Below are 20884 nucleotides of genomic sequence, written 5' to 3'. Positions count from 1 at the left end.
GTTAGTAGATATTTATCCGTAATTATAGCGTTTTTAGTGCGAATTTAATGAGCTCTTCAACCGTTAGTTCGCCACCGTTTTTCTTAATCTCCTGATCCAATACTTTTTCGGCCACGTTACGTGCAAAACCCAGCATCACCAATGCCGATAGCGCTTCATCCTTAACATTCTGGCTTACAGGCACAACAGTTAAAGTATCAGGGCCTTCCTTGCGCAATTTATCTTGCAGCTCCAAAATAATGCGTTGCGCCGATTTAGGCCCAATCCCTTTTATCCGCTGTATCAGCGAAACATTACCACTTACAATAGCAGCCTGGATCTCGGCCGGGCTAATTGATGACAGCATCATCCTTGCCGTATTTGGCCCGATACCCGAAATGGAGATCAAATGTAAGAACAACCTGCGCTCACCATCTGTGGCAAAGCCATAAAACGTGTGCGCATCCTCTTTTACGTGCAACCACACAAAGAGTTTACATTTTTCGTCGTCGCTGATGCCCGAATAGGTATTTACCGAAATATTAATATGATACCCTATCCCTCCCGCATCTATCACTATATAAGACGGGCTTTTAAACATTAGCTTACCACTAATATAATCATACATATATTATTACTTTATTAAGTTTATTAAAACAATGATGTTAATGGCAAAACAGCCTTACAGTGATTATCCAAAGATAAAATTCCGGCGTCATTATGTTCATATAATGACAAACAAAAAGCCGAAATATACTCATCTTAAAAAAATAAAGACGCTAAGCATTTAAATACCAGCGCCTTTATCAAAAACGTATTATTTATTAGTTATGTATTAACTATTGGCAGCGGCTTTTGCCTGTGCATCAACCACTGCAATGGTAACCATATTCACAATTTCGCGTACTGAACTGCCTAATTGCAGCACGTGTACAGGTTTCTTTAAACCAACCAATATCGGCCCCACAGCTTCGGCCCCGCCTATTTCCTGTAAAAGCTTATAGGCAATATTACCCGACTCCAGGTTAGGGAAAATCAGCGTATTGGCCGGTTTACCGTTAAGCGTTGAGAAAGGGAAGTTATCGGCAAGCAAATCAGAGTTTAGCGCGAAGTTGGCCTGCATATCACCATCAACCACCATATCCGGATATTTCTCGTGCAGTATCGCTACCGTTTCCCGGGTTTTTTCGGGCACTTCGCCTTCGTTTGATCCAAAGTTGGAGTATGATAAAACAGCTATTCTCGGGCTGATATTGAATTGTTTTACCGAGCGTTCCATCAGTACGGTAATGTCAACCAAATCATTAACGCATGGATTAACGTTCACTGTGGTATCGCCAAAAAACACCGGACCTTTGGCTGTGATCATCATGTACATACCGGCAACACGGTTCACCCCTTCTTCGGTACCGATGATCTGCAGGGCCGGTTTTACTGTAGTCACATAATTTTTGGTTAAACCGGAGATTAAAGCATCGGCCCTGCCAAACTGTACCATACAGGCCCCATAGTAGTTACGATCGACCAGTTGTTTTTTAGCTTCATACAAAGTAATCCCCCTGCGTTGGCGCTTGTTGTACAGGAACTCGGCGTACTCGTCCATGTGTTCACAGCCTTCGCGGGGATCAATGATGTGCACATCGCCCAAATCAAGGTCGTTATCATGGATAATCTTTTTGATCCTTTCCTCATTACCCAGTAAAATAGGCGTAGCAATGCCTTCCTCTTTTACAATCTGTGCCGACCTTAAGATCTTATAATTATCGGCCTCGGCAAATACAACGCGTTTAGGGTTCTGTTTTGCTTTAGCGGTAAGGTTACGCAATAACTTATCATTAGTACCCAGGCGCGATCTCAGCTCCTCACCATAAGCATCCCAATCGGTAATCACCTTTCGGGCCACACCTGATGCTATGGCCGCTTTTGCAACCGCCATGGATACCTCGGTGATCAACCTTTGATCCATTGGTTTTGGGATGATATAATCCTTTCCAAATTTCAGGTTGGTAAGATTATAAGCCAGGTTAACCGCTTCCGGAACCGGTTTTTTAGCCATTTCGGCAATGGCGTGCGTGGCCGCAATCTTCATTTCTTCGTTAATGGCAGTGGCCCTAACGTCAAGCGCTCCGCGGAAAATATAAGGGAAACCAAGCACGTTATTCACCTGGTTAGGGAAATCCGAGCGACCGGTTGCCATAATGATATCATCGCGTGTGCCGGCTGCAAGGTCATAATCAATTTCGGGCACCGGGTTGGCCATAGCGAAAACGATAGGCTTTTTGGCCATGGTTTTCAGCATATCAGGCGTTACCACGTTCCCTGCCGAAAGACCGACAAATACATCAGCATTTTTCATGGCATCGGCCAGCGTTTTAACATCGGTACGGGTAGTGGCAAACTCCATCCTGATCTCATCAAGATCGGTACGTTCCTGATTTAATACACCGTTGATATCAAACATCACCAGGTTCTCTTTCTTAACCCCTAATGACAGGTACATTTTTGAGCAGGATACCGCGGCGGCACCGGCACCGTTAACCACCATTTTAATCTTATCCAGCTTTTTCCCCTGGATTTCGCAGGCGTTCATCAAAGCAGCACCCGATATAATGGCGGTACCATGCTGATCATCGTGCATTACGGGGATCTTCATTTCGGCCTTTAGCCTGCGTTCAATTTCAAAGCAGGTTGGGGCCGAGATATCTTCCAGGTTTACGCCGCCGAAAGTAGGTTCAAGCGCTTTTACAATGTTCACAAAATCATCTACATTTTTGGCGTTCAGCTCAAGGTCGAACACATCAATATCTGCATAGATCTTGAAAAGCAGGCCCTTGCCCTCCATTACGGGCTTGCTGGCCTCGGGGCCAATATTGCCTAAACCAAGCACGGCAGTACCGTTGCTGATCACAGCCACCAGGTTGCCTTTGGCGGTATATTTATAAACATCTTCAACATTATCGGCAATCTTTAAACATGGCTCGGCCACTCCGGGCGAGTAGGCCATGGTTAAGTCGCGCTGCGAATTTGTTGGTTTGGTAGGTACAACTTGTATCTTTCCGGGACGGCCCTGGGAATGGTAATTTAGCGCGTCCTGTTTTCGGTTAGTTTTATTCATTTTTTTCAAATTGAAGCGCCCAAAATTACAATTCTTTTTATGGAACAATCATAAAAAAGCCCCTTTTTATGATTATGTTAAAAAGAGGGTAAAATATGGTTAATGTTTTGATAAGATCGATTTAAAAGAACGAAATTGGCAATTGTTCTATTTTTTCTTCTTCGCCTTCTCCATATTCTTCTGCACCCTGAATTTTACAATTTTGGTAATCAGGTCAACAGGCATAGGTTCATCAAGCGGAAACTGAACCGAACCTTTGGCCCCTTTATATCCTGAAAGTTCTTCTTTAAACTCTTCTAAACCCTGCGGGGCCGGATAAAAACCGATATGATTTTTAAAACCACCGAAATGCACGAGGTTGCCATTAAGAATAAATGTTGGAATAGCGTATTTGATGGCTTCTTCTGCATCGGGCGCGGCAGCTTTTATAGTAGCCCGAACCAATTGCAGTTTCTTTTGAACATCCTCCGGGAAACCGGCAATATATTCATCAATATTTTCCTTTGGTTTTTCCATGTTGATGTGAAATTTATCTACATAAAAATACAAAGGTTTTTTGAAATCCTGTAGTTGCAAACTACAGGCATAGTCGTCCGAAGTTCGGAAACTTCGGACAGCGATGCATTGTCGTCTGAAGTTCAGAAACTTCGGAAAAGGGTATTATGGCGTGTGTAAAAAAACAATTAAAATACCAACAAGTTGGTATTTACTAAGCAGATAGCGTGATATACTTTAGTACAAATCAAAAACAAAATAAATTTAGGTTAATGCCCCACTCAGCGAGTGAGCGGGGCATTTTAATTTATCAACTATGATGATTCTAATCTGCGGTCTAACTTAGACTAAAAAAACTTAATTCTTCGAATATCCCCCGTCATCCTGCACATTAGCAGCAACTTCGCCTATTGATACTTTTAACATGGCCCCAACCGGTGCGCGGTTAGTTTTAAGATGGTTCCAAACTTTCAAATCAGATACTTCACAGCCAAACTTATCGGCAATGGAAGCAAGCGTTTCACCTTTTTTAACTTTATGATGCGTTGGTATATGGCGCTCAGATTTTGCAGAAGCGTATTGCACAGCAGCATAAGCAGCAGGCTTAGCGGCAGCAGGCACAGGACCATCAACCCCATTTAATACATTATACAATGCCGCATAATTATCTTTTGCAGTTTGAGGAATGATCAACCTGCGCGGTGTTTTAGGACTACCATTAACCACAGCCATGCGGTATGATGGATTAAGGATGGTGATCTCCCTTAAGCTAACATCAAGCGCCTGGGCAACATTGCTCAATGGCACTACTCTTTTAACCATTACCGTATCGGTACGGGTAGAGAAATTGCAGGCCTGGGCTACAATGTTATGCCTGTTAAAATAATGCATCACGTAATTCATGGCAATGAAAGCCGGGACATATCCACGGGTTTCAACAGGCAGGTACTGGCGGATGCTCCAGAAATCGGTTACACCCCCTGCTTTTTCAACAGCACGCTCCACATTGCTTTTCCCGCAATTGTATGAAGCAATGGCCAGCAGCCAGTCGCCAAATTCCTGGTAGGCATCTTTTAGGTAAGCAGCCGCAGCATAGCTCGACTGGATAGGGTCACGGCGTTCATCAACATAGTTATCCATGTTTAAGCCATAAATTTTGGCCGTAGTACCCATAAACTGCCAAAGGCCTGTTGCCCCTACTCTTGATACCGCATTAGGATCAAGCTTTGATTCAACAATAGACAGGAATTTTATTTCTTCGGGAATGCCGGCTTCGCGGAAAGCCTTTTCATAAATAGGGAAGTAATATTTGGTTAAACCAGCAACCTGGCCCATTTCCTCGCGGTTATGCATGTACAGGTCGATATAAGCCTGAACATACTCGTTGTAATCAAGCTGGATATCTTTACGGATTGAATCTAACCTGCGTTTATACAACCCGCCATATGAACTTAAGGGCAATGGCTGGTTAAGTACCGGCAAAATGGTTGTGTCGGCATTTACAGCGTCAGGGTTAAACTTAGTTACCCGGTTTATTTGCTTAAATGAGTTTGCCGAAATGACTGTTTCGGCCTGTAAAATTTGGAGTGATAAGAGGCAAATGGTCAGCGTAAATAATCTCTTCATTTATTCAGGGATTTGATTAATTTATAATGCCCAAAGCATCAGCATTTTACTAAAATATCATTTTTATTACAGATCGAGAAAATATTTGGCAAAATCTAACAGTTGCTGCTCGCCAAAATGCTTTGTTAATAACTGTAAACCTAACGGCAAACCCTTGCTGTTATTGCCTGTAGGTATTGATATAGCCGGTACACCGGTTAGTGAGGCTTGTACGGTAAATATATCAGAAAGATACATTACCACCGGATCTTTCTCTTCCTTACCTATGTTAAAGGCCGGTTCAGGAGCCGTTGGCACCAGTATAAAATCATACTCTTCCAATATCTCGTCGGTTTTTTCCTGGATCAGCCTGCGTACTTTTTGTGCTTTGGCATAATAGGCATCGTAATAACCGGCGCTCAGCACAAAGGTACCCAGCATAATACGGCGCTTCACCTCTTTACCAAAACCTTCGGAACGGGAACGCTTATAAGTCGACTGCAGATCTGTAGCCAACGGACTGCGGTAGCCATAGTGTACACCATCAAAACGAGCCAGGTTTGATGAAGCTTCGGCCATGGCCAGGATATAGTAGGTTGGCACAAGGTATTCCAGCAGTTCAAAAGCTATCGGGGTAACCGTATGGCCATCTGCACGCAGCTTATCAATATATTGTACAAGATTATCTTTTACTTCGTTATCAACACCCGGGCTTGATATGGCTTCCTGCAGGTAGGCTATTTTCTTTTTGCCTGGTTTTTGAAGATGGGTATATGACGCATGCGGCGGAGTTTGTGATAATGTACTGTCAAACTCATCCGGCCCGGCAAGTACTTCAAGCAGCAAAGCAGCATCTTCAACCGATTTGGTGATAGGCCCAACCTGGTCAAACGATGAAGCGTAGGCTATAATGCCATGCCTTGAAATTGTTCCGTAAGTTGGTTTTAAGCCCACAACGCCGCAAAAAGAAGCAGGCTGCCTTACCGAACCTCCGGTATCGGTACCTAATGCTGCATGGCACATTCCAGCCTGTACAGCCACAGCCGAACCACCTGACGATCCGCCCGCAACTTTAGTTTCATCAGCATGGTTTTTTACAGGGCCAAAGTACGATGACTCGTTGGTAGCCCCCATAGCAAACTCATCGCAGTTACAGCGGCCGATGATCACCGCGTCTTCGGCCAGCAGGCGTTCAACTACAGTTGATGAATAAATAGAGGTGAAACCGGTTAAGATTTTTGAGGAGGCACTAACCTGGTGCCCTTTGTAGCAGATATTATCTTTAATACCTATAACCATACCGGCTAACTTACCGGCAGTGCCATTTTTTATTTTGTTATCAACGTTTTTTGCAGCAACCAATGCCTCATCGGCAAACACCTCATTAAAAGCGTTTAAATGAGCTTTTTTTTCAATCTCAAGCAAATAGCCTTTTACAAGACTTTCAACAGTAATTTCTGCACGTTGCAACCCACTCTTTATTTCGGTTAAAGAGGAATAAATATTAGCCATGGGGCTAAAATAAAAAACTTATCCGTTGAAATAAGAAATAAATCAACAGATAAGTTCATATACTAAGTAAAAGCGGCATTAAAACCTAATCCCCGTTAGGGTATTAAGCTTTTTTTTCTTCAGATGATGATGAAGATGTATTTTCGCCGTTTTGCGCGTCTTTAAATTCCTTAACGCCTTTTCCTAAACCTCTCATTAGTTCAGGGATTTTTTTACCGCCGAATAATAAAAGTATCGCAATGATGATCAGAATAATTTCTGGTGCGCCTAATCCACCCATGATTTTAAGTTTTTATGTATGATTAATATTATATTATGATTTGTATTCTTCTTCTTTTTCGGTACCCACATGGCCACCGGTAATGGTCTTATCTAAATTGATATGACTGTGGTGTTCCGTTTCAACTGGGGTATTTACGTGGTAATCGCTCACCGGGATTGTATTCGGAACATTATTTTCAACAACGGGCACAGTATGTGCTGCTACTTCAGGGGCTTCTGAAGCTTTCTCATCTAAAAGTGGGGTTTCCTCTTTTTTAGGCTCCGGCTTTTTTTCTTCGTAATTGTTGATCTGGTTGTTGATCTCACGTTTAACATCTTCGGAGGCGTCTTTAAATTCGCGGATGCCTTTACCCAGGCTTTTTGCCAAACCGGGCAGCTTTTCACCGCCAAATAGCATCAATGCTGCAAAAAGTATCAGTACCATCTCGCCTGTACCAATATTTAAAAATAACAAAACTGAACTTAACATAGCATTCTGTTTAAGGATACAAATATATAGAATAAAAATCTCTTACAATTCATAACTAATTAGTTAGGCGCCAGCCAGATCTTAGGGTTAACCGGTGTAGCCCCTTTATATATTTCAAAGTGTGCTTCCGTTTCACCTGTCGACGGATCTGTTGCCACCACACCAATGGATTGTTTAGTATTTACTTTTTGGCCCCTGGCAACGCTAACTGAACGCAAATTACTGTATGCAGTAAAATACTCGCCATGCACTATAACCACTAAATAGGTACCGCTCACATCCATTACTTTTACAACCGTGCCATCAAATACGGCCCTTACTGCAGCACCCGAATTAGTACGGATATCCCATCCGTTACTTTCGCTCTTGATGCCTTCGGGTGTGGTATATATACCAAAACCCTGGGTTGTGATGCCGTTAGCAACCGGCCATGGTAAACTGCCACGGTTACCCAAAAAGTCATTTGACAGCTTGGCGGCTTCCGGTGTGGCATTTAGGGCACTTGAGGTTGTACGTGCAACCGGCTTAGGTGCAGCAGGAGCAACCGGAGCCGGTTTATTTTCGGCCTTTGCCCTTGCAGCTGCCAGCCTTGCGGCCTCTTCGGCCCTGCGCCGCTCTTCTTCCTCAGCCCTTCGCCTGGCCTCTTCAATCTCCCTGCGGATCGCATCTTTAATAGCGCTGTTTGTTTTAGCTATCTTAGCCTGCAGGTCCTTTTGTTGCTTTTTCAGGATCCCTTCATGCTGCGACAGATCGCTCACTACTTTCACCTGATTATTACGCTCGTTACCCAGCGTTTCTTTTTCCTTTTGCTGATCTTTCAAAAGGTCGTTTTTTTGATCCTTTGTTTTATCAAGCTCATTGATCTTAACATGCAGTTCTTTTTGTGTTCCCTGTATGTAAGTAGCCTGCCGTTCGCGGTAGGTACCAAACTGTTGTAAATATTTTAAACGCTTGTAGGCCTGGTTAAAGTCTTTCGATGCAAAAAGGAACATCATTTTATTATACGCGCTCTGATTGCGGTATGCAAACAGGATCATGGCTGCGTATTCCTTTTTAAGCTGGTCTAACTGTGATTGTAAGCTACGTACGTTATTATTGCTCTCAGAGATTTGGTTATCCAGATTTCTTACTTCCGAGTTGATATTCTCAATTTTTTCCTGCCGCAGGTTTATTTGCGCTTTAAGGATACTTAACTGTTTTAATGAAGTCTTTTTATTGTTCAGGGTTTCCTGGTAATCCTGGTTAAGTTGGTCAAGTTCCTTGTTTAATTTATCGCGCCTGCGTTTCAGTTCATCGCTGCTTTGCGCATGCACATTAACCGCCGCCAGTACCAATAGTAAAAAGAAAACTGCTTTTAAAAACTTCATTAAATAAATATTAATTATTTGCCAGGCTCGTATCCATCAGGAATGCTGAACGGATAGTTTTGCTCTACTTCAAAATCGGCCTTAGTATAATGCAAATTAACTTGTATTTTTTTATCTTTTACTATTGATGCGATATCTATTTGCGATGGCAGCACCCGGTTTGTTGCCTGGATAAAGGTATTATTAGTAACCTGTAACGATTGTGCCTGGCTTTGGTTATCTAAATTGGTTTGCGTAACCTTATTATCCGGACCAAGTATCAACCTGTAAACCAGGTCGTTCAAGGTACCGCTTAAGGTTGTGTTACCATCGGCATGATTAATAGTGGCCTGTTCGTTAACCAGTTCGGGCACGGCGTTGCCAATCAGTAACGACTCCAGCGTTTTATAATTAACCTCCTTGCTGGCGTAAGTATATATATAGCTGAAAGGTTTTTTAATATAAACACTTTGCAGGCGGTTAATGATCATAATGCTATCGGGTGTTATCACCGCGCGGGCAGCTTCAATACCTAATACGGCAGTAATGGAAACCCAGATCCTTTTATCTTTTGCTATGCGGATGTTCAGCGTAACATCATTACTGTTATTATTGATGCTGAGCTTGGTTTTTGCCTTACCCGCAAATGTTGTAAAATTTACCTGGCTTGCCCTTATAGCCGCCAGCTTGCCAACAACATCATTCGGCTTTACGGTCGAATCGGCCTTACGGGTAACCAACACCTGTTTACGCGCCTTACAGCTTACCATTACCAGCAGGCAGCAAGCTATAAGTAAACTATTCGCTATATTTTTTTTCATTTATCTTACGATCTAAAACAGATGATTGTTCACCAAAGCCCTTTGCCTTTTTCCAGTTCATTACGGCAGCCTCGGTATTCCCAAGGAAAAACAATATATCGCCATAATGTTCATACTTAACTGCACTATTTTCTTTATCATGCCCCAGGGCCTTCTCCATCCACTCTTTTGCCTGGGCGTATTTTTTTTGTTTAAACAGGATCCACGCATAAGTATCTTCAAACGATGCTGTGTTAGGCTGCAACTCATTGGAATGTGCCGACATTGTTGCCGCCTTTTCCAGTTGCTCATTCCTTAACGATAAATAATAAGCATAATTGTTTAAAGTGAATGCATTATCCGGATTGTAGGTCAGTGCCTTATCATAACTCTCGTCAGAACTTTTTATGTTCTTCAGCTCATGATAGCAATCGCCCAATAATGAAAAACTTAACGAAAGTAGTTCCTTATCCTGAAGTTCTAATGAAGTAGCATTTTTAACATAGCCAACAGCTTTGTTATTATCCTTTTTTTGCGCCCAGGCAACACCAACAAGGTAATTCATCCAGGCCTGGTTGGGGAATAATGACAGTGCGTTTTCGCCGTCTCTAATAGCAGCGTCAAGGTCATTGTCGCCCAATTCCAATCGTACCAGTTGTTCCTGAACATTGTATACCTGGTCGTTAAGCTGTGCCGATTTTTTGATCACCGGTTTTGCCTCTTTGTATTTGTTATTCTGGATCAGCATATCGCCATAAATGGCATAAGCCCGGGCATCATTAGGATGGGCAACCGTTAAGATCCGGCTCAACTCGAGTGCGCTGGCTTTGGCGTTGGCGTCGGGAAACTTGGGAAAATACCCTGATATAATATTTAGTTTTTGGTCGATGCCGATATCAGGGATAGCAAATCCCTGGGTAAGCTCATTGAAGCTGGCCTCGTTGTTCTTTTTATCGCGATAGATGTCGGCCAGCGCAAAATGCACCATGCCATTTCGCGGATCAAGCTTTTCGGCCTGCTGCAATATTTTGAGTGCCTTATCGCCGAACCCGTTCGAGTTATAGATCTCACCAAGGGCCAGGTAATAACGTACTTCCCCGGGATTGGCAGCTATCTGTTTTTCCAGTTCGGAAGCAGCAAGTTCAATCTTACCCTGTTTTAAGTAGATCTTTTGACGATTGGCTAAAATATCATCGCTCGGCCCGTCAAGTTTTTCAACCTCATCATAAACCTTAAGGGCATCATCGTACCGTTTCAGGATATTGAATGCATTGGCCTTGTCAAAATAATACGCTGATTTATCCGGATTAATCCTGATAAGCTGGTTAAAAACATTTTCGAGCTTATCAATGGTATTGGTTTTTTCGTAGCTATCGGCCAGTGCCGCCCAGTACCATTCATTATCTTTATTGATGGCTACGGCCTGCTCCAAAAGTGGTTCGGAACCTGCAAAATCATTTTGCTGCCGTTTAAGATTTGCCAGTTCATACAGCGAAGCATCATTTGAAGGATCAGCCTGTAAAATGCGCTCAAACATTTCGGTAGCAAGCTTATAGTTTTCAACCGTTTTTTCACGCAGGGCCGAAAAGAAAAGCTGCTTAACCATAGCACTATCCTGATAGCTCATCACTTTACCTGCCGATGCAGGGGTTTTATTATCGCTGTTTTTTTTATGCTGAGCATGGGAGGAAAGAGGCAGGATTGCAAGAGGCAAGAATAAAGACACAAGAAACGAAGTAAAAAACAAACGCTCCTTCCACATACCGTTCAATCCAATATTGCTTTTCTCAATCTTCATTTTTCTTGTCTCTTGACTCTAACGGTCTTGCTTCTATTACACTCTTGCTTCTAAACTTTACCTGTGTGTCCGTAGCCGCCTTCGCCTCTTTGGGTTTCGTTCAGCACTTCTACCTGCTCCCAGTTAACACGCTCGTGTTTGGCAACTACCATCTGGGCAATCCTGTCGCCGGTGTTGATCTCAAAGTCATCCTGTGAAAAATTGATCAGCAATACTTTAATCTCTCCGCGATAATCAGCATCGATAGTACCCGGCGAATTAACAATGCCAATGCCATGCTTAAACGCCAAACCGCTTCTCGGGCGGATCTGTGCTTCAAAGCCTACGGGCAGTTCGATATATAAACCGGTGGGGATCAGCTTACGCTCCATTGGCTTTAATACTACTGTTGTTTCCACATCGGCACGCAGGTCCATCCCTGCCGCATGGGCAGTTTCGTATGCAGGTAAAGTATTTTTTGATTTATTAATTACGCGGATAATCATCGTTTAAATATAGCTTTTAACTCCTTGCGTTCAAAGTAATACGCCCCGCCTGCAAATAACAGTAAAAGCCCGTTACCAACAAAAATATTGCGCTTAAATACCGTAAACGACAGAAAAACAAACAATACCGAGACAATTATATACGCCAGGTTCTTTTTTAAGTTGTATGGAATAGGATAATTTTTTTGTCCCCATGCGTATGAGAGCGTCATCATGGTGGCATATGCAGCAAATGAGATCCATGCCGAAGCCATATAGCTGTACTTAGGGATAAAAATTATATTGAGCACAATTGTTAATACCGCTCCTATACCTGATATGTACAAACCATACCTGGTTTGATCAGACAATTTATACCACACCGAAAGGTTCATATAAATACCGAGGCTTAAGTAGCCAAACAACAAAGGAGGCACAACTCCCAGGCCCGACCAATAAATATTGTCAACCAAATGTCCCTTTATCTCCCTTATTTCCTTGCCTACTATAAAAGTAGCCAGAATATCAACATTAGCGATAAGGGCCACACAAATAACCGCAACCATAATTACAAAGTACGTCATGATGCGCGCATAGGTTTCGCCTGAGTTTTTGTTTTTGGAGTGACTGAAGAAAAAAGGTTCCGCGCCCAATCTGAAGGCTTGTACAAAAAGGCTGAGGAATAATGCTATTTTGGCGCAAGTACCATAAATGCCTACATCTCTATCGGCAATGCTTTGCGGCAACATCTGTTTCAACATTACCTTATCCAACGATTCATTAATGATGAATGATATATTGGCTATCAATACGGGCCAGCTATATGAAAACATTTCGCTTAACATAGTGCTGTCAAACTTCAGTTTTAGCTGTAATACTTCAGGCAATAACAACAATATGGTAAGCCCGCTTGCAATTGCGTTAGCCAAAAACACATACCCTACCCAATTTGGCCTATACCAATCTGCCATCCATGCTCCCCCTGGTAAATGATGACTTATTATGTACGGAACACCAAAAAGAAAAAACAAATTAAGCGTCATTACCAGGCCAATGTTTGAGCACTTAATGACAGCGTATTTAACTGGACGTCCTTCAGCACGAATCCGTGCAAAAGGGATCACGCAAAAAGCATCCAGCACCAAAATCACCAAGAAGCATTTTACATAAAAAGTATAATCTGCATGATCTTTAGCAACACCGGCCTGCATGTAATTAACAATAGGATCTAAAAACAGCAAACAAAATACCAGGAATATTACCGATACTGCCATAACAACACCAAACGCATTATTATAAACCTGCTGTTTATTATCTGAGCGCTTTTGCAAGTACCTGAAATAGGTAGTTTCCATGCCAAAAGCTAAAATGGCATTAATAATAGAAGCACTGCCATATACAGATGTAAAAACTCCGTTAGCATTTACTGGCAGGGTACGGGTATAAATTGGCGTTAAAACGAAGTAAATCATCCGGGAGATGATAGTACTTAAACCATATATAGCAGTTTGCCCGGCAAATTTTTTTATAGTAGACAATGGGGATATTCGATTTAATGGGCCTTTATCAATTACAGGCGCCTTTTAACAACTTCAAAATTACGATAGTTTTTCAATTCACCTTCATGGCTTTCAACGGCATTTACTTCGGCATCCTGGGGGCCTTCATTACACCAGTCAAGAAACATATCCAGAAAGGTGTTATCGGCTTCAGCTTCGATATAAACATCGCCGTTAGGCTCATTCAATACAAAACCGCGTACGCCAAGCTGATCGGCAACTGCTTTGGTTGCTTTACGATAAAAAACGCCCTGTACTTTGCCTTTAACTGTAATATTAAGATGTTTGATCATCAGTGCTTATTGGGTATGAATACTGCAAAGTTAACTTTTTTCCTGCTAAGCAACCTGTTTAACTTAACAAGCGTACTTACAATAAAAGTATCACAATTTTAACACGATCGATATAACATTAAAAAATCTATTTTATGAAAAAAATCATTTTTTCTGCACTGATCATTGCTTTTACCGCCTTTTCGGCATTCGCGATTTTTGGCAACTGGAAAGTTAAAGGCGATGAGGCCCAGGTAACTTTTGAAGGGCATAGGGTAAGCGGTTCATTCGGCGGCTTAAAGGCCGATATAACATTTGATAAAGACCACCCGGAACAAGCTAAAATTTCGGCAACCATTGATGTTACGACTGCGGCAACCGGCTTTTTTATTAAAACCAGCCACGTAAAATCGGCCCTCGGCGCCGATGATTATCCAACCATTAAATTTGAATCAACCTCGGTATCAAAAAGCGGAACAGGCTATACAGCCAATGGCAAGCTAACCATGAAAGGCAAAACCAATCCCGAAACCATTCATTTTACGTTTGAGGACAAGGGTGGTGAAGGTGTATTTAAAGGAGACTTTAAAGTACTGCCACCAAAATATGGCATCGACAGGAGTGGAACCCCTCCCGAGGTTACTATTCATTTGACAGTACCGGTGAGTAAGGGGTAAATAACACAACTTCATGTCATTGCGAGGAGGAACGACGAAGCAATCGCATGCTATACAGGGCGGCTATGCTTCCGTGCGATTGCCACGCTATCGCTCGCAATGACATTAGTTTAATTATAAAAGAAAAACCGGCACACCGTCGGTTTTTCTGTTTTATATCAATTTCTTCACTTTAGTTTCGGGGGTGATCTTAAATCCGTCGAGGCCGCTGATGAGGTTAAGGCCAGGGGTTTTGCCTGCTTCAAGTGTACCTTTTTCATCATCGATGCCTAAGTATTCGGCACCGTTGCGGGTACCCCATTCAACAAGGCGGGGTAAGCTTATGGAAGGGAATTTTTGCTGAATAGCGCGCATCTCGCTCAGTAAACATAATTTATTGTTTGATGCAAGGCTATCGGTACCAAGGGTAATATTAAATCCCTGATCAACAAAAAGGTCTATTTTAGGTAAGCGGCCTTCAATGTAAAGGTTTGCGTTAGGACAAAAGCACCAGTTTATCTTCCTGTCAAACCGTTTGATGAAGTAAATATCTTTCAGGTTAGTACAGGTGTTATGCACCAGCAAAACCTTTTGCTTATTGGTAAGCAGGGGGATAATGGATTGAACCGAGTTACGGGCCTGTGGCTTAAAGTAAGATATATCCATACCAAAATGCTCGTACAACTCTAAAAACGCACCAAGTTTATAACGGTAAAACTTATTCTCGTCCTCACATTCCTGGTTGTGAATACTGATGAGGTTTTCGTCTGTGGCATCACTATGTTTTTTGATGAGCTTAAATAACTCCTTCGATACCGAATAAGGAGCATGAGGCGTTACCGAACATGAGCCGGGTTTAAATTCATTAAGCAGGGCCAGCGCCTTTTCAAAAACTTCAGTAGCCTTTTCGGGCAAAAATCCAAACGTTTCAACAAAGGTATGGTAGTATAACTTGCTTTGTTTTTTCATCGCAACACTGTTATTGGTGTTGGAGATATCGCCAATGGCTACAATACCGTTATCATACATTTCCTGGTCGGCTTTGGCAATGCCATCAAGAACCTCCTGCTGGTCGGTGTTGCGTAACGACTGGATATCCTTTATAAAATTGACCAGGCCGCCCTGAGATTTAACTTTATTTTTTAAATGTGAAAGTTCGGTGTGGCAGTGGGTATTAACAAATCCGGGGCAAATAACACCGCTCACCTGCTGCACATGACCGCCCGGAGGCTTATTGCTATCGGTAACGGCGATGATCTTACCCTGATCATCAACAGTAACTATTCCATTTTTAATCGGATCGGCAGAAACAGGAAAAACGTAATCGGCTCTAAAACTTTTCATTAAAATTTAAACTTGGTATCGTAACACATAACGTTTTTCAAAACAAACTATCCTGCAAAAATAAGTACAATTAACTTTTAGTTATTGTTTTTTATTGTGCCAAAAAGAATGACTTTAAAAAAAGATAGATTTTTTTAAATTTAAGTACTTTTGCACTGTGAACAATACAAAAGATAAAATTGACATCCGCAGCCTGAGCCTGAATGCTTTACAGGAGCATTTTATCCGCATGGATGAAAAAGGCTTCAGGGCAAAACAGGTATATGAATGGCTTTGGAAAAAATCTTGCTTTTCTTTCAACGAGATGAGCAATATTTCAAAAGAACTCCGTGCTAAACTGGATGCAAATTTTGTAATTAATAATGTAAAAATTAATTCTTCACAGGTTAGTGCTGATAAAACTATAAAAAATTCTTTTATTTTACACGATAACCATTTAATTGAGGGTGTTTTAATCCCAACCCCCGGCCGTATGACAGCCTGTGTATCATCGCAGGTGGGTTGCAGCCTTACCTGTAAATTTTGTGCTACCGGTTATATGGAGCGCAAAAGGAACCTCAATCCCGATGAAATTTACGACCAGGTAGTTTTAATTGATCAGCAGGCCCGCGAAAATTACAATCAGCCTTTATCAAATATTGTTTACATGGGTATGGGCGAGCCTTTGCTTAACTATGCCAATATGATGAAATCAATTGAGCGCATCACCTCCGAAGATGGGCTTAATATGGCTGCGAAGCGTATTACTGTATCAACAGCCGGCATTGCCAAAATGATCAAAAAACTGGGCGATGACCAGGTAAAATTTAACCTTGCCCTTTCCCTGCATGCAGCGAATGATGAAAAGCGTAACACCATTATGCCTATCAATGAGCAAAACTCGTTAAAGGCACTGGCCGAAGCTTTGAAATATTACTATGCCAAAACCAAAAACCCGGTAACATACGAGTACATTATTTTTGATGGTGTAAACGATGGGATCCAGGATGCTGTAGAACTGGCCAAATTTTGCAAACACCTGCCCTGCAAGGTTAACATTATTGAATATAACCCCATTGCCTTTGCCAGCTACATCAACGCGGGCGTAGATAAAGTTGAGGCATTTGCCGATTACCTTACCAAACAAGGCATCAACACACACCTGCGCCGCAGCCGCGGTAAGGATATTGACGCCGCCTGCGGACAGCTTGCCATCAAAGAAAAAGATAAACTGGCCGAAGTTTAAAAAATCCGCCTTAAATTGAGGGCATGAAATTACTGCGTGCCTACCTTGCCGATTTTGCTGCCCTGCTTTTTCCGGAACTTTGCCCGGCCTGCCAGGCAAGCTTAGTGGCAGGTGAGCATATACTTTGCAGCGATTGCCGTTTTAATTTACCCTTTACCAACTTCCATCAGCAGCATGCTAATGTTGTGGCCCAGCAATTTTGGGGTAAAATTAATGTTGAAGCTGCCTACGCGCTTTATTATTTCCATAAAGGCGGTAAGATCCAGAACTTGATGCACCACTTTAAGTACAAAGGTATGCAGCAGATAGGCAACCTGCTTGGCAACATTGCGGGGGCACAGCTGGCTTCAAATGATATTTTCAATACAGCGGATATAATCATCCCTGTTCCCCTGCATAAACGCCGCCTGCGCCAACGCGGCTATAACCAAAGCGCCTGCTTTGCCCATGGCCTTGCCGAAAAACTAAAAGCGGTTGTTGATGAGCATAGCCTTGTGCGTACAGTGGCTACAAAAACGCAAACACAACGATCGCGCTTTGCCCGGTTTGAAAATATGCAGAATGTATTTGCTGTTAATGATCATGCAGCACTTGAAGGCAAGCACGTTTTATTGGTTGATGACATAGTAACCACGGGCTCAACCCTTGAGGCCTGCGGTGCAGAATTGCTAAAAGTACCGGGATTGAAGTTGAGTATAGCTGCGATAGCTTATGCGGTGTAGTATACACCCCGTCATTGCGAGGCACGAAGCAATCCCCGATCGGCAGGTTCGCTCTGTACAGTTTGCGATTGCTTCGTACCTCGCAATGACGGGTGAAGAGAAATTTTCAACTTACTGCTGCTGATACCTGCTTAACTTATCATAAAGCACCCTTGGGTCAAAAGGTTTAAGGATGTAATCATTCATACCGGCGTCGTTGATTTCGCCCATTTGATTACTGAGCATAGAGGCTGTAAGGGCAATGATTGGTAATTGCTGGAAATAGGCATCTGTTTTGGAACGGATGATGCTGGTGGCCTCCAAACCGCCCATCTCGGGCATGTGGATATCCATCAGCACCACGTTGTAGTTGCGGTTAACTTCAACCTTTTCGATAGCCTCAATACCGTTTTCGGCAAAATCGGCATTGGCACCCCATTTCTTTAATATTTTATTAATGAGCAGGCGGTTTATCTGGTTGTCATCCACTACCAAAACATTTATATTAAGTCCTTCTTCCACGTTTTTGCTATTTCTGTTTAATTGGTAATCACCCTTTTTAAAACCTATGGTAAACCAAAATGTTGAACCCTGCCCCGGTACACTGTCTACATTTATACGCGAGTCATGCAGTTCAATTAACCGCTTGCTGATGGCAAGGCCAAGGCCGGTACCGCCATACTTGCGTGTAGTATCTATTTCGGCCTGCTTAAACTGTTCAAATATGGCACCCAATTTGTTTGCGGCAATGCCTATACCGGTATCAATTACAGCAAACCTGATGCGCACATCCTGTTCGGTTTCCTGTATCACTCTCAGATCGATAGTAACACCACCTTTTTCGGTAAACTTAATGGCGTTACCAACCAGGTTCAGTAATATCTGGATCAGCCGGGTGCGGTCGCCCAAAATTACTTTTGGTATGGCCTCATCAATGCTTTTGCTAATATATATATTTTTTTCGCCGGCTTTGTACTGCATCGAACTTGTTATACTTTGAACAAGCTCGGTTAAATCAACCCGCTCCTTTTCAAGCTCCACATTCCCGGTTTCGATCTTGGCAAAATCAAGCACATCGTTGATAAGCGTCATCAGGTTTTCGGCCGAAAACTTCAGGATATTGAGATTTTCCTTTTGCCCTTCAAGCGGATCATCCTCCAGTAACAAATGCGACATACCAATTACGGCATTTAGCGGTGTACGGATTTCATGGCTCATTACCGATATGAACATATCTTTGGCGCGGTTCAGCTGTACTGCTTCCTCACGGGCAGTGATCAGTTCAATTTCGGCTTTCTTTTTAGCAGTTATATCAATGATAACCTCAATGTATTTATCAACCCCGCCTTTACTGTTAATGATCACCGAGTTAATTACCGAGATCCATAAGGGCTGCCTGTCTTTACGGTAAACCAGCAAATCGACTTCAAATGACTGCTTATTGCGGGAGAGCTCGCGCGCCTTTTGAATAATAGATACATCTGTAAGCTCCCCTTTAAGCACATCGCCAAGGTGGTTATTTTCCACATCGAGCAAAGTATAGCCGGTTATCTGCTCAAAGGCTTTATTCACCCATTCAACCTTACCATCGCTGTTGTTAATTACCACACCGCTGGCTGTACTGCTGGCCACTAACGAAAGCATAGTTAACTGCTCTTCGGTTTTTTTACGCTCCGTAATATCAACCATTACGGCTATCTGCCGTTCAACACTGCCTGTTTCATTAAACAACGGGCTGTTCGATAAAAACACCCAGATTGGCGTTTTATCCTTTTTATAAATTTTTATTTCAACCTCGTATCCCCGTTTTTCCTCTACCGCCTTTACTGCCTCTTTAAACACATTAAGGTCAGTATCTTCGCCAAGCAGCATGGTGCCAAAAATTTTGCCCTGCATTTCATCAAGCGTATAACCGGTGATGTTTTCAAGGGCTTCGTTCATCCAGATCACCTCGCCTGCATTACTGCGGATCAGGATACCGCTTGGTGATTTACGGGCCGCAAAGGAAAGGATCTCCAAATCCTGTTCTATCTTTTTGCGCTGGGTTATATCAATAATAACCCGGATAAATTTATCCGTTTGCCCGGTACTGTCGCGGATCACAGAGTTATACACCGAGATCCATACCGGTTCACCATCTTTTTTGTCAATCAGCAGGTCAACCTCGTACGATACCTGGTTACGGATGGCTTCATCAAGCCTTTTTATTGCTTCCGCATCAAGTGGCACTCCCTTAAGTACATCCCGCAAGCGCCTGTTCACAACATCGGCCTGGGTATAACCAGTTATCTGCTCAAAAGCCTCATTGGTCCATATGGTTTCGTCGGCAGCGTTACTGATCACTACACCGCTGGTAACTTTGCTTGCAACCAGTGATAATAATGCCAGTTCATCGGCTACCTCTTTTTGATAACTGATATCGCGCCCGCTGGCAAACCATTTATCATTTTTAAAAGTTACCGACCAGCTGATGCATTTAACAATACCTGCGGGTGTTATAACAAGTGCTTCAATTTCAAAATGACGTTGTTGTTTGCTTAATCCCTTTTTCAGGATGGAGAGCGACTTAGCCCGCTCCTCTTCAGGGAAAAAGCTCCAGATAGGCTTGCCTATAACTTCCGCTGCCGAGTAGCCCAAAACAGGCCTGGCAGAGCGGTTAATTTGCTCAATATTGAAATCCCTGTCCATGATACAGTGGATATCGGGCGAGCTGTCAAAAAGGTTATGAAATTCCTGGTGTACCTTCAGGCTTTGCTCCAGTTCCAGTTTCTGTTTTCGGAGCAACAGGTGCGACATTACTTCATCGGCCAGTATGCGGAGCGCATCGCGCTGTTCGGCCGTGAGCTTGCGCGGTTTTGTATCAATCACACATAACGAGCCAAGCCGGTGGCCATCCGGATCGATCAATGGCGCGCCGGCATAAAAGCGCACGCCCATTTCATTGGCTATGGCGTTATCTTTAAACTCCACATCTTCCTTCGAATCGTTTATTTCAACAAGCGCGTCGGACAGGATAGTCCGGTTACAAAAAGCGTCGGCACGGGGTGTTTCCCCCACGTCGACGCCGTATGTTGATTTAAACCATTGCCTGTCGGCATCAAGCAGCGTTATCAGCGCTACAGGCACCTGGCATATATAGGAGGCCAAACGCGTAATAGCGTCGTACTCCTTTTCGGGCATGGTATCCAAAACATTGTATGATTTAAGCGCAGCTAAACGCTTATCTTCTATGCTTGATGGATCTTCCTGCCTTTGTGTCATT

18 protein-coding genes are annotated in these 20884 nt (G+C 42.9%); 3 read left to right on the top strand and 15 right to left on the bottom strand.

What is annotated here, in order from left to right; all coding sequences use genetic code 11:
- Window positions 1–22 precede the first annotated feature (22 nt).
- From ruvA to ACFFGT_RS27630, 13 genes are all read right to left on the bottom strand, one after another.
- The gene (gene ruvA / locus ACFFGT_RS27690; protein WP_377025756.1) at window positions 23–607 is read right to left on the bottom strand and encodes a Holliday junction branch migration protein RuvA; all 585 of its coding nucleotides are present in this window, start codon (window positions 605–607) and stop codon (window positions 23–25) included.
- Between the two features lie 207 nt (window positions 608–814).
- Window positions 815–3094 (bottom strand): NADP-dependent malic enzyme, encoded by a 2280-nt coding sequence (locus ACFFGT_RS27685; RefSeq protein ID WP_377025755.1) that lies wholly within the window; start codon window positions 3092–3094, stop codon window positions 815–817.
- A 147-nt stretch (window positions 3095–3241) separates the two neighbouring features.
- Window positions 3242–3610: an iron chaperone gene (locus ACFFGT_RS27680; protein WP_377025754.1), complete on the bottom strand. Its 369-nt coding sequence runs from the start codon at window positions 3608–3610 to the stop codon at window positions 3242–3244.
- A gap of 336 nt (window positions 3611–3946) precedes the next feature.
- A complete protein-coding gene (locus ACFFGT_RS27675; protein WP_377025753.1) occupies window positions 3947–5215 on the bottom strand; it encodes a lytic transglycosylase domain-containing protein in 1269 nt (422 codons plus the stop codon).
- 66 nt (window positions 5216–5281) lie between these two features.
- A complete protein-coding gene (gene gatA / locus ACFFGT_RS27670) occupies window positions 5282–6706 on the bottom strand; it encodes an Asp-tRNA(Asn)/Glu-tRNA(Gln) amidotransferase subunit GatA (protein WP_377025752.1) in 1425 nt (474 codons plus the stop codon).
- Between the two features lie 103 nt (window positions 6707–6809).
- Window positions 6810–6986 (bottom strand): twin-arginine translocase TatA/TatE family subunit, encoded by a 177-nt coding sequence (gene tatA / locus ACFFGT_RS27665; protein ID WP_377025751.1) that lies wholly within the window; start codon window positions 6984–6986, stop codon window positions 6810–6812.
- Between the two features lie 33 nt (window positions 6987–7019).
- On the bottom strand, window positions 7020–7457 hold the full coding sequence (locus ACFFGT_RS27660; protein WP_377025750.1) for a Sec-independent protein translocase subunit TatA/TatB: 438 nt from the start codon (window positions 7455–7457) through the stop codon (window positions 7020–7022).
- Window positions 7458–7516: 59 nt separating this feature from the next.
- On the bottom strand, window positions 7517–8824 hold the full coding sequence (locus tag ACFFGT_RS27655) for a murein hydrolase activator EnvC family protein (protein WP_377025749.1): 1308 nt from the start codon (window positions 8822–8824) through the stop codon (window positions 7517–7519).
- Window positions 8825–8838: 14 nt separating this feature from the next.
- On the bottom strand, window positions 8839–9624 hold the full coding sequence (gene lolB1 / locus ACFFGT_RS27650; RefSeq protein WP_377025748.1) for a lipoprotein insertase outer membrane protein LolB1: 786 nt from the start codon (window positions 9622–9624) through the stop codon (window positions 8839–8841).
- Complete coding sequence (locus tag ACFFGT_RS27645; protein WP_377025747.1) at window positions 9602–11401, bottom strand: tetratricopeptide repeat protein; 1800 nt, start codon at window positions 11399–11401, stop codon at window positions 9602–9604. The genes lolB1 and ACFFGT_RS27645 overlap by 23 nt, the downstream gene beginning before the upstream one ends.
- A 50-nt stretch (window positions 11402–11451) precedes the next feature.
- Window positions 11452–11886 (bottom strand): dUTP diphosphatase, encoded by a 435-nt coding sequence (gene dut, locus ACFFGT_RS27640; protein WP_377025746.1) that lies wholly within the window; start codon window positions 11884–11886, stop codon window positions 11452–11454.
- Window positions 11883–13403, bottom strand: coding sequence for an oligosaccharide flippase family protein (locus tag ACFFGT_RS27635; protein ID WP_377025745.1), 1521 nt, complete (start codon window positions 13401–13403; stop codon window positions 11883–11885). The genes dut and ACFFGT_RS27635 overlap by 4 nt, the downstream gene beginning before the upstream one ends.
- Before the next feature lie 32 nt (window positions 13404–13435).
- Window positions 13436–13714: an acylphosphatase gene (locus ACFFGT_RS27630; protein WP_377025871.1), complete on the bottom strand. Its 279-nt coding sequence runs from the start codon at window positions 13712–13714 to the stop codon at window positions 13436–13438.
- Between the two features lie 137 nt (window positions 13715–13851).
- Between ACFFGT_RS27630 and ACFFGT_RS27625 the strand changes: the two genes are divergently transcribed.
- Window positions 13852–14373, top strand: a complete 522-nt coding sequence (locus ACFFGT_RS27625; protein ID WP_377025744.1) for a YceI family protein — start codon at window positions 13852–13854, stop codon at window positions 14371–14373.
- Window positions 14374–14526: 153 nt separating this feature from the next.
- Here ACFFGT_RS27625 and ACFFGT_RS27620 read toward each other — a convergent pair whose 3' ends face one another.
- Entirely contained in the window at window positions 14527–15696 is a 1170-nt protein-coding gene (locus tag ACFFGT_RS27620) for an amidohydrolase family protein (protein WP_377025743.1), read from the bottom strand.
- A gap of 157 nt (window positions 15697–15853) precedes the next feature.
- Between ACFFGT_RS27620 and rlmN the strand changes: the two genes are divergently transcribed.
- Together rlmN and ACFFGT_RS27610 are read left to right on the top strand one after the other, a co-directional pair.
- On the top strand, window positions 15854–16921 hold the full coding sequence (rlmN, locus tag ACFFGT_RS27615) for a dual-specificity RNA methyltransferase RlmN (protein ID WP_377025742.1): 1068 nt from the start codon (window positions 15854–15856) through the stop codon (window positions 16919–16921).
- Between the two features lie 23 nt (window positions 16922–16944).
- On the top strand, window positions 16945–17643 hold the full coding sequence (locus ACFFGT_RS27610) for a ComF family protein (protein WP_377025741.1): 699 nt from the start codon (window positions 16945–16947) through the stop codon (window positions 17641–17643).
- 111 nt (window positions 17644–17754) lie between these two features.
- Here the strand turns inward: ACFFGT_RS27610 and ACFFGT_RS27605 are convergent, their stop codons facing one another.
- Window positions 17755–20883 carry a PAS domain S-box protein gene (locus tag ACFFGT_RS27605; RefSeq protein WP_377025740.1) on the bottom strand — a complete coding sequence of 1043 codons (3129 nt, stop codon included), beginning with the start codon at window positions 20881–20883 and terminating at the stop codon, window positions 17755–17757.
- Between the last annotated feature and the right edge of the window lies 1 nt (window position 20884).

The sequence above is a fragment of the Mucilaginibacter angelicae genome, from assembly GCF_042434235.1.
Classification (GTDB): domain Bacteria; phylum Bacteroidota; class Bacteroidia; order Sphingobacteriales; family Sphingobacteriaceae; genus Mucilaginibacter; species Mucilaginibacter angelicae.
The sequence above is the reverse complement of the archived record's forward strand: the minus strand, read 5'-3'. Positions and strand labels throughout refer to the sequence as shown.